The sequence below is a fragment of the Clostridium tyrobutyricum genome (assembly GCF_019144085.1).
GTDB classification, from domain to species: domain Bacteria; phylum Bacillota; class Clostridia; order Clostridiales; family Clostridiaceae; genus Clostridium_B; species Clostridium_B tyrobutyricum_A.
Genome location: NZ_JAHHUY010000020.1, coordinates 11,951 through 24,920 on the forward strand (window position 1 = coordinate 11,951; position 12,970 = coordinate 24,920).

The 12,970-nt window shown below is 35.6% G+C and carries 10 protein-coding genes; 4 read left to right on the forward strand and 6 right to left on the reverse strand.

What is annotated here, in order from left to right; all coding sequences use genetic code 11:
- Window positions 1-65 precede the first annotated feature (65 nt).
- Complete coding sequence (locus KM800_RS09870; RefSeq protein ID WP_217812934.1) at window positions 66-1,532, reverse strand: sensor histidine kinase; 1,467 nt, start codon at window positions 1,530-1,532, stop codon at window positions 66-68.
- 435 nt (window positions 1,533-1,967) lie between these two features.
- On the opposite strand from KM800_RS09870, the gene KM800_RS09875 reads away from it, so the two are divergent.
- Complete coding sequence (locus tag KM800_RS09875) at window positions 1,968-3,635, forward strand: GxGYxYP domain-containing protein (protein ID WP_217812935.1); 1,668 nt, start codon at window positions 1,968-1,970, stop codon at window positions 3,633-3,635.
- A gap of 65 nt (window positions 3,636-3,700) precedes the next feature.
- Window positions 3,701-5,062, forward strand: coding sequence for an N-acyl-D-amino-acid deacylase family protein (locus tag KM800_RS09880; protein ID WP_217812936.1), 1,362 nt, complete (start codon window positions 3,701-3,703; stop codon window positions 5,060-5,062).
- Window positions 5,063-5,079: 17 nt separating this feature from the next.
- Here KM800_RS09880 and KM800_RS09885 read toward each other — a convergent pair whose 3' ends face one another.
- Window positions 5,080-5,985 carry a fused DSP-PTPase phosphatase/NAD kinase-like protein gene (locus tag KM800_RS09885; protein ID WP_217812949.1) on the reverse strand — a complete coding sequence of 302 codons (906 nt, stop codon included), beginning with the start codon at window positions 5,983-5,985 and terminating at the stop codon, window positions 5,080-5,082.
- Window positions 5,986-6,062: 77 nt separating this feature from the next.
- The gene (locus tag KM800_RS09890) at window positions 6,063-7,427 is read right to left on the reverse strand and encodes an MATE family efflux transporter (protein ID WP_217812937.1); all 1,365 of its coding nucleotides are present in this window, start codon (window positions 7,425-7,427) and stop codon (window positions 6,063-6,065) included.
- A gap of 250 nt (window positions 7,428-7,677) precedes the next feature.
- On the opposite strand from KM800_RS09890, the gene asnB reads away from it, so the two are divergent.
- Window positions 7,678-9,519, forward strand: a complete 1,842-nt coding sequence (gene asnB, locus KM800_RS09895; protein ID WP_217812938.1) for an asparagine synthase (glutamine-hydrolyzing) — start codon at window positions 7,678-7,680, stop codon at window positions 9,517-9,519.
- 97 nt (window positions 9,520-9,616) lie between these two features.
- On the opposite strand, the gene KM800_RS09900 is transcribed toward asnB, so the two are convergent.
- From KM800_RS09900 to KM800_RS09910, 3 genes are all read right to left on the reverse strand, one after another.
- Window positions 9,617-9,760 carry a hypothetical protein gene (locus tag KM800_RS09900; protein WP_017752046.1) on the reverse strand — a complete coding sequence of 48 codons (144 nt, stop codon included), beginning with the start codon at window positions 9,758-9,760 and terminating at the stop codon, window positions 9,617-9,619.
- A gap of 92 nt (window positions 9,761-9,852) precedes the next feature.
- Window positions 9,853-10,719, reverse strand: a complete 867-nt coding sequence (locus KM800_RS15670; protein WP_410171511.1) for a carbohydrate-binding protein — start codon at window positions 10,717-10,719, stop codon at window positions 9,853-9,855.
- Between the two features lie 152 nt (window positions 10,720-10,871).
- Complete coding sequence (locus tag KM800_RS09910) at window positions 10,872-12,146, reverse strand: oligosaccharide flippase family protein (RefSeq protein WP_136710590.1); 1,275 nt, start codon at window positions 12,144-12,146, stop codon at window positions 10,872-10,874.
- A gap of 234 nt (window positions 12,147-12,380) precedes the next feature.
- Between KM800_RS09910 and KM800_RS15515 the strand changes: the two genes are divergently transcribed.
- Window positions 12,381-12,953, forward strand: coding sequence for an acyltransferase family protein (locus tag KM800_RS15515; protein ID WP_254906520.1), 573 nt, complete (start codon window positions 12,381-12,383; stop codon window positions 12,951-12,953).
- Window positions 12,954-12,970 lie beyond the last annotated feature (17 nt).

Genomic DNA, 12,970 nt, shown 5'->3' on the forward strand with positions numbered 1-12,970 from the left:
TCAGCCGAAAATCTTCATTATTTATTCTCTGTTCTTTGAACTTTGTTCTTTATTTTAGTATTATATCACATTTCAATTGGTATATCCGAAAATTCTATATTTACCTTATCCTTATTTGATCCACAGTTGTGGATATCTTCGGAGCCTTCACAGACTTTTTCATCAAGTTTTAAAACAGGAAGTTCTATAGTAAATTTGGTTCCAAATCCATATTGACTTTCAACATATATTTTTCCCTTGTGGAGTTCTACAAAGGATTTTACAAGATATAGACCTATTCCACTTCCTTCGCAGCATCCTCTATACTTGGAGTCCACCTGATTGAACCTTCCAAACACCATATTCAACTTGTCCTCGGGAATTCCTATTCCATTGTCCTCTATAGTTATACAAATGTGATCCTTCTTGTCTTTCATATTTACAAATATACTTCCACTCTGCTTTGTGAACTTTATGGAATTTGAAAGTATGTTCAATATGATTCTCTCTATCTTATCACAGTCTATTGCCATTATTCTCTCTTCCACATCGGTATCAAAGGTTATACTTATTCCCTTGCTTTCTATATATGGCACAACTGAAGTTACTGTATTCTCAACTACACTGACTATATTTCTGTTATGGTTGTTCAATTTCAAATACCCCGTTTGGAGCTTTGTAACATCAAGCAGATTATTTATAAGTTTCGTAAGCCTGTAGCAATTCTGTTTCATAACCTTAATGTATTTTTTATTCTTATGTAAAAGCTCCTTATCCCCTAAATGATCAGGCATCTTCAAAACCTGAAGGGCAGAAAAAATAACGTTTAATGGCGTCTTTAAATCATGTATTACATTTGATATAAATTCTACATTTCTATCTTCAGCATTTTTATGACTGTCTACACTTTTCTTGTATTTATCCAGCATGTCCTGCATTTCGGCTTTGTGTTTATTCTCATTTTCAATTATATTTTGAAGTTGTTCCAGCTTTTTCTTGTTAATCAAACTTATTTCAGTTTGATTTCTGACGTAAGATCCTATTATATATGAAATTAAAAAATATATAATAATCAGGATAACATCGTTTGCAATATACAATTCCAGATTATAATGTATTTTATAAATATCCACTATCAATATTATAATTGAAGCTATTATGCCAATTGATATCCCAAAATTCATTCCAAACTGTATAACAGATGTTACTATTATAACAAGGAAAAGTACTTTATAGACATTGAATTCATAGCTGGATGTAATTATCAGGAAAGCAGTAATATACATAAAAATAATATTATCTACCATCTGAAACATTTTTGCATTATTGTTCTTGTTGTATTTTGAAAATCCTGCAGGCAAAATTCTCCACAGCCCGTAAAGTATCAATGGACCGCAGAATATAATACCAAATTTCTGTATAAATGTGTTTCCCCTTATTGCATAACTTTCAAAATACCCAACTACCGAAAAAAACAATAGAATAACCTTTACAATAAAAATAGTACTGTGAATATCCTTTCTCCCCTTAGATACTGCCATTACATTATTCATTTATATACCCCCCATGTTACGTATTATTAGCTTCTAAAATATGCCAATTTATATAAATAATAGTTATATTTTTATAAATTGCATGACTATTTTATAACAAGTAATATTAATTTGTATTAAAATTAATATTTAAGAATAAAAAACCATACAATCAATTGGAAAACATTTCAATGGCCCTTTATAATTATATCACCCATAATATTAAAAATAAATAATCCGTTAACTATATATCAAAAGTTTTTTAACTAGTTATATATATTAGATTATATAAACAATTAAAAAAATATAAAAATTCTATATTAATATAATGAAATTATTAAGTATTCAATTTTTGTATACATTGTTTGTAATTTCTATCGAAATTTGTCGATGTTTATTTTTTAACAATAATAATTAGCCCCAATATGCACATACTAAAGCAAAGAGGTGATTTCAATGCATAAAGGCAAAAAATGGAATAGGTGGAACACTACTTTAACAATTTTTACTATTATAATACTATTGGTAGGATTTATGAGCTTTCTCCCAAAAGTAAGTGCCAGTGAAAACAATAACTATTATATAAAAAATCGCAATAGGCCAGTTTCTCTATATGTAATAGATCAACAAAAAATGACAAAATCAGAAAATACCATGATAGCTTCTCTTCAGGGGATTATTGCTTCCAAATCCAAGTCACAGATATATACTTTGGATAAAAGTCACCCTGACTACATGACATGGTTAAAGGACCTAAAATCCAATTATAGTATTAAATATGAAATTGTGGATAACCCATGGACCCTTATTGACAAATTCAAAAAATATACAAAAGGGTATGTCCTATACGATAGTTCAAATCCAAAGGATGTCTCAATAAACAATGCCTGTTCCATGGCATCTTTAAAATGTGCATTAGTTGTGGATAACTCTGTGGAAAACAAAGTAAAAGAACATGGAATAACCAAACTTCTCGGTGACTGCAGGCATACAGACAAGTACTGGGCATATAATAATCTCTGGAATTCCGGACTCAATCATTCTACTGTAATACAACTGAATCCTTCAAGATCCAGTGCCCTAAGAGACTACGCCATTATGACAAAATCCCTTATATTCTATGAAGATAACAAAAATGATTCAAGTCTCAGAAAAAAAGTATTCGGAGCCATGAAAAAAAATGGAGTATGTCTTGGATGGGGACCTGATGAATACGGAAATATAAGCACAGCTTCAAAATATGGAATAAATGTAGTACCTGCAGACTGGTCATACAATTTAAGTACACTGAGTGCTTTCCCATCCTATCCAATACTTCAGAAATCCAGTGAAGATATACTAAAGGGCGTAAGCAAAAAATTTAACAATGTGTTAAAAAAGAATGCCTCCCTCCCTGCCCACTATGTTACTTTTATAATGTCTGACGGCGACAATCAGCAGTGGTACCTTGGAAGCAATTTTTCCTCTCCAAAATGGTACGGCTCAAATTCAAGAGGCAGTTTCAACATGGGATGGACCATAAGTCCCTCTTTGTATTATCTGGCCCCTACAGTATTCAGGCAGTATTACAGAAATGCCAGCAGTGGAAATCATATAGATGATTTTCTAGTGTCCCCTTCTGGAATGGGATATATATATCCAAGTAAATTTGAAAAATCCGCCCTGAAGATGCAGGTAAAGAAATTAAATGAATACATGCAGTCAGTTGGACAGAATTATGCTGCAATAATAGATGATAAATCCTTTTACAATACAGAGCTTTGGGATAAATACACCAAACAGAGAAATATAAAAGGCCTGTTCTATCTTGACTATTCAAGGCAGGACAATTACAAGGGAAAAATAATTTGGAGCAATGGTAAGCCTATAGTTTCATGTAGAAACCTGCTCTGGTCTGGAATTGAAGATGAAAATTCTCTTGTAGATACTATAAATGGGTATGTACAGAAAGGCTATACAGATACAAGCAGGGAAACTGCCTATACAACAGTCTATGTACACGCATGGAGCAAGAATCTTGGAGATGTTCAAAAGGTAATAGATAAACTAAGCAGGAACTCCAAAGTAAAGGTAGTAACACCTGATGACTTTATGAAACTTGTAAAGAAAAATATAGTTACATAAACCCGTTCTATGTGCTATATTATTATTAATCAAAGAATATTATCTGTATTTAAGGAGGGGTTAAAGTGAATATCTATGATTTGACAATAAAAAATGCGTATATTGCAGATCCGGAGAAAAAGACCATAACTTGGGGAAATATAGGAATATGCCGCAATAAAATATGTATAGTTACGAAAAAGGATATATCAGGCAAGCATGAAATCGATGCAAACAAGAAGATATTAAGCCCGGGATTTATAGATATTCACGCCCACATAGACGGAGATCCCGGCTGCGGCAGACTATCCCTGATTCAGGGAGTCACTACAACTATAGGTGGAAACTGCGGTGGTGGAATGCTTGATATAGGTGATTTCCTCCAATCTCAGGACAGAAAGGGATTTTTCATAAATCAGGCACAGTTTATAGGGCATTCATTTGTCCTGAGGGATGCAGTTGGACGAACTGATCCCTATACTCCTGCAAATTCTCATGAAATTGCCCAAATGGAAAAACTTCTTGAAAAGTGTTTTGACGAAGGTGCAATAGGACTGTCCTTTGGACTTGAATACGCTCCCGGTTCTTCCTTTGAGGAAGTCATAGCACTTAGCAAAATAGCTGCCAGGCATGGAAGGCTTGTATCCATTCATACAAGGCTCAGCGGTCCCAATGAACTTGACTCCCTTAAAGAGGCAATAGACATCTCAAGAATAACAGGTGCACAGGTACAGATATCCCACCTTGTATATCAATATGGTACGGGAATAATGAAAGCCGCCCTTGAAATGATAGATGATGCAAGACGGAATGGACTAAATGTCTGGGCGGACAGTGGAATGTACACAAATTTTGCAACAGGAATGAATACAAGTGTCTACGATACAGAACACATTAGAAAATTCGGATGGAAATACAGCAACATGCTTGTAGCTTCTGGAAAACACAAAGGCGAATATCTTACGGAATCACTGTACAGGAAGATGAGAAAAAGCAGTGAAGATGTGGTTATAATATGCTTTACAGGAGTGGAACATGAAATATACGACGCTCTTTTGAATAAATATGTGATTCCTTCTTCTGATACAGGTCCAAGTCCTTCCGGTAATATATCCGAGGGACATCCTCAGAATTCAGGGACTTTTCCCCGCTTTTTCAGGAAGATGGTATTTGAAAAACAGTATTTATCATTGATGGATGCCATAGAAAAAGCTACTCTGATACCTGCAGAAATACTTGGTTTTAAAAACAAGGGAAGAGTATCCGAAGGTGCAGATGCAGACCTTGTAATATTTGATCCTGAGACTATAAGCGACAGGGCAAATTTCCACCATCCAGATGCAGATCCTGTAGGAATTGACCATGTAATTGTAAATGGAAGCATTGCAGTATCAAATGGAAAGATAATAAAAGGAGTTCTTTCTGGAAAGACAATAAGGAAGGACTAAGTGTCCCTCCTTATTGTTTATTTGCTCTTAAGCCACTGGCTCCAGCTGGTTTTGAAATTGTCATTGTTTTCCTTTGTGTACTGATAGAACTGTCTTAGAAAGTCGGATCTCTTCTGGGATTCACTTTCCTTTTCACCTACAGGTCTTAGAAGTTTTACTCCTCCAAGCAGTTCCTGTCTCTCCATAATATCTTCAAGACTTACCTTTTTGGAATTTTTCATCATGTCGTACATTGCCATAAATGTGGTAGTCCTTCCCATTCCAGCTTTACAGTGGAAGTGAAGCCATGTATCTTCTGGAAGTTTTCTGACCTTTTTTACGAAATAATCTACCATGTCATCTTCAGGTCTTTCAGTGTCCGTTACTGTCACCCTTATGTAGTCCATGCCTGCATCTTTTACAAGTTCCTTTTCACTCTGTACCTTTACTGGAATTACAGTCTTTTTCTTTATCTTGACAGGTTCGTTTAATTTAATGGACTTTAAAAGTTTCTTTTCCTCTTTTATAACCTGATCTCTTGTAAGCCCCTTGTTTGCCTTGTTACTGTCTGGAAGTTTCCAGCTTACTGCAAGATGATTTATAAAACCGTGGGATTCCTGCCTGAGATCCACTACGGATATCTTTTTGTCCTTGCCTATTGCATCTTTTACAAGATTTATATTTCCAGGAGTAAACTGCTGGCTTCCTGAAGCGTTAAGCTCTGCAAGCCCCGTTAGATTAGGCATTTTGCCTTCAGTTTTTATCTTGTCTGAAGTTTTCCTGAACCTTTTTGGCATTTCAGCCTTCTTGTGGGAATCTACAGTGAGCTCCAGTTTATTGTCAGTTGTATTTTTCTGAAGTGCCAGTACATTTACATTTGACGCTCCCAATAGAAAAATAAAAAATAATAGAAATATTCCTATTCTGACTCTGTTCTTCTTCAAGTTCAAGTTGATCACCTTCTCAATTTAAGAATTTTTAACGTGCTGTTCTTATTTTGTTTAGTAATCAACTTAATTATTCATTTTATTAATATAATATTTTTCCATTTTCCTTTTTTGAATCTTATAAAATATAAAATTCCACGCACAATCCAGTCTATATACATTCCAACCCATACACCTATGAGCCCGAATCCAAGACTTACTCCAAGTACATATCCTGAAAAAATCCTGAAAAGCCACATTCCTATAACTGTTGTAACAAGTGTATATTTGGCATCCCCCGCACCCCGAAGTCCTGCAGGAAGAACAAAGGATATTGACCAGAAAGGAATACACATTGCATTTGTTCTAAGCAGATTTGTTGTCAGTTTTATAATGGCCGGATCTTTGGTGTAGAGGGATGTCCACAATCCTGCTGTAGGGATTGAAATTGCACATAGCACAACAAGGCATATTGTAGACATTTTAAATAAATATGAAAGGCATCTTTGTGCCTCATCGCTGTCCCTTCTTCCCATATACTGCCCTACCAGTGCTGTAGCTACAATACTTATGGAAGTTCCCGGTATATTGAGCATGGTGGCTATTGAGTTTGCTATGGTGTTTGATGCTATGGATACAGTTCCCATTCCTACAATAAACACCTGGGTTATGAGTTTTCCGCCGTTGAATATGAGTGATTCCATGCTGGCAGGAATTCCTACTGCAAATATGGGGTGCAGTATGTCCTTGTCAGGCTTGAATTTAAATAGATTTTTGAGTTTCAAAAGTCTTGTGCCCCTGAGCAGAACTCCAAGTGCTATGAATCCCCCTGCAGTTCTGGCAATGGCAATGGCAAAAGCCGCACCTTCCACTCCCATACCGGAAGTATGTATGTGAAAACTTAATACATTTATATTTATTCCATATATAAATGTATATCCAAGAATTATATTTAAGACGTTCATGAGCATTGTTATCTTCATTGGCGTCTTTGAATCTCCACTGCCCCTTAATACTCCGTTTGCTATAAGGTCAAGTGCTATAAAGGGATAGCTTATTATAGTTATTCTAAAATACATATTGGCATATTTTATTACCTTGGCCTCGGCCTGTCCGTAAAGTACCTGTACAAGTTGTTCCCTGAATATAAATATCAGCACAGTTATAACAAGTCCTATAAATACACCAGAGTACAGGGACTGTTTCATGGCATTGTTAGCCATCTTTATGTCTTTTCTTCCTATATACTGTGCTACAACTACAGTACCACCTACTGCAAGGGCTGAAAAAAAAGCTATCAATATATAATTAAAGGAATCTATCATGCCAATGGCTGAAACTGCTTCCTTGCTTATGTGGCCTGCCATCATGGTGTTTACCATTCCAAGGGTTGCCACAAACAGCTGTTCTGCAAGTATTGGCATTGCCAGCTTGTATACATCCTTTCTAACTAACTTCATATAATATCTTCCATCCTTTTTGTATTTTTCATTCAAATCACATAGCTTATAATATAACACTTGTCCTTATAGCTGTTAATCTTGAATTTATCTATATTACAGTTGTTTTTTGAAGGTTTTCCAGTCTTTGTTCTTCAATGGTTTCAATACTTTATTAATGCTTGTGATTATATAATTCATGCACAGATATGCTGATTGTTCATAAAATATAATTAAGCTCACATTAATATTTAAACGGAGGTTAGCATCTATGTGCGGAATTGCAGGATGGGTTAATTTAAAAGAAGATGTTTCTAAATATAGAGACGTACTGATTAAAATGACAAATACACTTAAGGACAGAGGCCCTGATGACGAGGGTTATTATCTTTCCAAAAATGCTCTTTTAGGCCACAGAAGACTTGTAGTTGTAGATCCTTCTGGCGGTGCACAGCCTATGTCAAAAAGTATAAACGGCAGCAAATATATTATTGTATACAATGGTGAACTCTATAATACTGAAGATGTAAGGAAATCCCTACTTAAGGAAGGATACTCCTTTGAATCATACTCCGATACTGAAGTACTCCTGACAAGTTATATACAGTGGGGCGCAGATTGTGTAAAACATATAAATGGAATATATGCATTTGCAGTATGGGACGAGGCCAAGGATGAACTTTTCATGGTAAGAGATCCTCTTGGTGTAAAGCCACTTTTCTATACTGTAAAAAACAATTCTCTCATATTCGGTTCGGAAATCAAGACACTGCTTGCTCATCCTTATGTTGAACCTGTAATAGACAGGCAGGGATTGACAGAAGTATTTGCCCTTGGACCTGCAAGAGCACTTGGAAGCGGAGTATTTAAAGGCATAAAGGAAGTTCCACCTGCAAATTTTCTCATATTCAACAAAGATGGATTGAAATTGAAAGAATACTGGAAACCTGAGTGCAAGCTTCACACTGAAGATACTGAAACTACGGCCCAGCATGTAAGATTCCTTCTCGTGGATGCCATAAAGAGACAGCTTGTAGCAGATGTTCCAGTATGCACACTTCTCTCTGGGGGGCTGGACTCAAGTACCATATCTGCTGTAGCAGCATCGGAATTTAAAAAACAGGGTAAAACACTGAACACCTATTCCATTGACTACAAGGGAAATGATAAATTCTTCAAGGCAAATTCCTTTGAACCTACTCCAGACAGAATATGGGCGGCAAAGATGTCCGACTATATAGGAAGCAATCACCACAGCATAATAAATGACAACAGTGAACTTGCAGATGCACTATACGATGCTGTAAAGGCAGGAGACCTTCCTGGAATGGCTGATATAGATTCTTCCTTCTATCTTTTCTTCAAGGAAATAAGGAAGAAAAACACAGTAGTTCTCTCTGGTGAATGTGCAGATGAAATTTTTGGAGGATATCCATGGTACAGAAGGCCTGAAGATATAAACGCCAACACCTTCCCATGGTCGAAATCCATAAATTCAAGGAAGGAAATACTTTCCGACGAACTTAAAGCACTTGACCTTGAGGGATATTTGAATCAGCAGTATGAAGATACATTAAAACAGGTTCCACACCTTGATGGAGAGTCAAGGGAAGAGGCAAGGATGAGAGAGCTTTTCTATCTGAACATCAAGTGGTTCATGGTTACACTTCTGACAAGGAAAGACCGTATGAGTATGGCAAACAGCCTTGAAGCCAGAGTTCCTTTTGCAGATTACAGGCTTGTTGAGTACGCTTTTAATATACCTTCCAATATCAAATTCTATAAAGGAAGAGAAAAAGGGCTATTGAGAAAGGCAGTGGAAGGAATACTCCCTCAGGATGTTGTGGAAAGAAAAAAGAGCCCTTATCCAAAGACCCACAACCCCGAATACACAAGGGCAGTCCAAAAGAAAATGAAGGCCATAATGGATGATAAAACTTCACCTATTCTCGACCTGATAGATAAAAAGGCTGTAAATACACTTATAAAAACCGGAGGTTCTTCTTTCAAGGCTCCATGGTTTGGACAGCTTATGAGGGGGCCACAGCTTCTTGCATATTTGATTCAGGTAAACACATGGCTTAAAGAGTACAATATCAAAATAGAATTTTAAATGAAATCATGGGGGTCAGACCCCCGTTTATGTGGGGTCTGACCTCCATGAAAAGATTGGAAATTGGGGAGATGCTTTTTAGTATCTCTCTTTTATATTATTCCCTATATCTCATTACAATAACAATCAAGAATATTCCTATAATCAACATGGCCGCTCCTGAACCATACCTGCCTTCAATCAGGTCATACACTGAAGCAATTATGTTGAGTACTCCAATCAGGAAAAAAATAGTCTTCATTATTATCAATCCCCCCTACTTATTATTATACAAAATTACAAAGGCCCCGATTACCTAAAAGGTAATCAAGGCCTGTTAAAATATTTTTGAATCTAGTTTCTATAGATATGCCAGAGTGAATTGTTCCCTCTTCTTGCAAATACATCTGTCCTGTTTGGTCCCCAGGAAACTGCTGCTGGTGCAGTTGTTATATTTCCAGCTATATTGAACCAGTTGCTCCATCTGGATCCATTCCATGACATTGTAATCAATTGATTGTTTGAACCTCTCGCAAATACTTCAAGCCTGTTGGACCTTCTTGAAGATACTGCAGGTCCTGAAGTCAACCTTCCTCCAAGATCCTGCCAGCTGCTCCACCTTGAGCCGTTCCACCATAAATGGCTCAACCTATTACGCTGTCCACGTGCAAATACATCGATTCTGTTCGGTCCCCAGGAAACTGCCGCAGGTGCCGAGGTCAAATTTCCACCAAGGCTTTGCCAGTCACTCCACCTTGACCCGTTCCACCATTTGTGCCAGAGGGCATTGTCCGTTCCCCTCGCAAAAGTGTCCAACCTATTTGGTGCCCAGGATGAAACTGCCGGTGCTGAGGTTATAGTCCCTCCAAGACTCTCCCAGTTGCTCCACCTGGATCCGTTCCACCATATGTGCCACATTGCATTGTCCGTACCTCTTGCAAATACGTCAATTCTGTTCGGCCCCCATGAAACTGCCGCAGGTGCGGTTGTTATAGTCCCTCCAAGGCTTTCCCAGTTGCTCCACCTTGACCCATTCCACCATTTGTGCCAAAGGGCATTGTCCGTTCCCCTTGCAAATGTGTCCAGCCTGTTTGGCGCCCAGGATGAAACTGCCGGTGCGGAAGTTATAGTCCCGCCGAGATCTTCCCACCTGCTCCATCCCAAGGCTGGAAGCTGTGGAATTATCATCTGTCTTGGAGCAAATGCTCCATAATATCTCATCTGACTATACATATCCGGCCAGGCAGGCTGGTCTGGATAATATGAAAAATCGAAAAATGCATCATTATACATTAAGGAACCTCCTTGTATTCTTGTTCCTGATTAAATAATTACCAGTTATATATTATGAATACAAGATGGAAAGTGTTACTCTATGCCTCCCCTAAATTAGGCTGTCTTAAATATCTTATAATGTATATATTTGATATTATCCCAGATAAAATATATGCCATCACTGTGGAAATCGATGCACCTACAGATCCAAAATTCATTATAAGAACAATATTGAGAACAATATTTGCCAGACCTGTTATTATAGAATTATAAAAATTTACTTTTACAAGTTTCATACTGGCCATTATATTACCTGATGGTATTCTAAACGTACCTGCTATAAGGTAACCAACAGACAATATTCTGAAGTTTGTAATTGAATCCCCATACTGTTTAGGAAATAATTTTAAAATATAAGGTGCAAATACCAGAAGTATGATAGTTATAATTATATTTATAATAAACATGTACTTAACAAATATAGTATACTTGTCCTTTATCCATTTTCTATCATTCCAGTGTTTTGCAAAATAAGGATAAATAAAGGTGATTACGGACATTGGAATAAAAGTGAGATTTAGAGGTATCAAAGATGCAACAGTATAGGAAGCTACTACAGAACTATCTTTTATTATAAGTCCTACGAAGAATGTATCCATCATCAACAAAAATAGTGATGTAGCATTAGTAAGACAAGTTACTATGGAATATTTTAAAAATTCTCTTCTTTCGCCTCTCTCAGGATACTGTATCTTTCTCATTTTTCTCAATTGGTTTCTTACCAAATATACACCAATGGCAATTGATATGATATAGGATAAATATCTTCCTATAACTATACCTTTTATACTTAAATACTTTCCAAGAAAAATGTTTCCTGCAAAGTACAGGGAAGTATTTATAATTGCAAGAGAAGAGTATGCAGTATTTCTAAAGTCAACCCTAAGCAGTGTTTGAATTTCATTGAAAAATATAGTCATAAGTGGTATCAGAGAAAAATAAAAAAGTATTTCTGTACTTCCTTTAACCGGAAGTGTAAAAAAACTTGTATATACTATTATGGCTACAGCAATAAGCACATTAAACAAACTTCCTATTTTTACTGCATATTTGAAATAGGATAATTTCTTTTCTTCCATTTTTTGCATGCTACAGTACTGCAGTGAACTTGATACCATGCCCAGTCCTTCCAGAAGTAAAAATATATTCAATATGGTTTGAGCATATGACAACTTGCCGTACAAATTTTTACCTATTATTCGAGTTAGAAACATAAGTATACCGAATTGTATTACTTTATTTATAAAACTCGAACTGAATATTTGAATGAAACCCTTTCTTAATGCCTTTTTAATTATAGTTATGTCTTGCATAATATCCTCCAGTTTTAAAAATTATATCTTGCTTTATCCTTAAACAAATAAAATAACATTATCTATAATATTATAATCATATTTTACTACAGTTTTGGTAATATTCATTAAATTTTTTAAAAAATATAAATTTAGTTAATGAATATACCACCATGCTGTAACAATTCCGCTATATAATGTGAATGATAGGGGTCTGACCCCCATACAAAAAATGTAAACGGAGTTGAATTATAAATGGAAATAGATATAAATGTTGAAAAACACAGAAATTATTATTTTGACAATCTAAAATTTCTATTAATTACTTTGGTAGTAATCGGTCACACAATTGAACCATTGATCAATTTATACCCAAATGTCAAATTAATATATAACTTCACATATTCTTTCCACATGCCTCTTTTTGTTTTTATTTCAGGTTATTTTTCAAAAGATATTACCAATGATAAAAAAAGCTTTTCCAAGATCAACAATATTCTTATACCATATATTGTTTTTCAATTATTGTATTGTATATTCAACATATATGTACTCAAAGCAGAAAACTTTAAAACTACTTTGGTGTATCCATATTGGATCACCTGGTATCTTCTTTCACTTTTTATATGGAATCTCATAATTCCCTATTTCTCTAAAGTAAGATATTGTATTTTAATAGCAATTTTTGTTTCAATACTGTGTGGATTCGATGACAGTATAGGATACTACTTGAGCCTGTCGAGAACTATAACTTTTTTCCCCTACTTTTTAATGGGTTATTTTTGTGAAAAATCCCATATAGATGTTATTAAAAAATATGCAATTTAGGGGTTGTCAATTATTTC

Excerpts from the sequence above, each read along its gene's own strand:
- KM800_RS09870 (WP_217812934.1), bottom strand. The coding sequence starts at position 1,532 with ATGAATAATGTAATGGCAGTATCTAAGGGGAGAAAGGATATTCACAGT.
- KM800_RS09875 (WP_217812935.1), top strand. The coding sequence starts at position 1,968 with ATGCATAAAGGCAAAAAATGGAATAGGTGGAACACTACTTTAACAATT.
- KM800_RS09890 (WP_217812937.1), bottom strand. The coding sequence starts at position 7,427 with ATGAAGTTAGTTAGAAAGGATGTATACAAGCTGGCAATGCCAATACTT.
- asnB (WP_217812938.1), top strand. The coding sequence starts at position 7,678 with ATGTGCGGAATTGCAGGATGGGTTAATTTAAAAGAAGATGTTTCTAAA.
- KM800_RS09900 (WP_017752046.1), bottom strand. The coding sequence starts at position 9,760 with ATGAAGACTATTTTTTTCCTGATTGGAGTACTCAACATAATTGCTTCA.
- KM800_RS15670 (WP_410171511.1), bottom strand. The coding sequence starts at position 10,719 with ATGAGATATTATGGAGCATTTGCTCCAAGACAGATGATAATTCCACAG.
- KM800_RS09910 (WP_136710590.1), bottom strand. The coding sequence starts at position 12,146 with ATGCAAGACATAACTATAATTAAAAAGGCATTAAGAAAGGGTTTCATT.
- KM800_RS15515 (WP_254906520.1), top strand. The coding sequence starts at position 12,381 with ATGGAAATAGATATAAATGTTGAAAAACACAGAAATTATTATTTTGAC.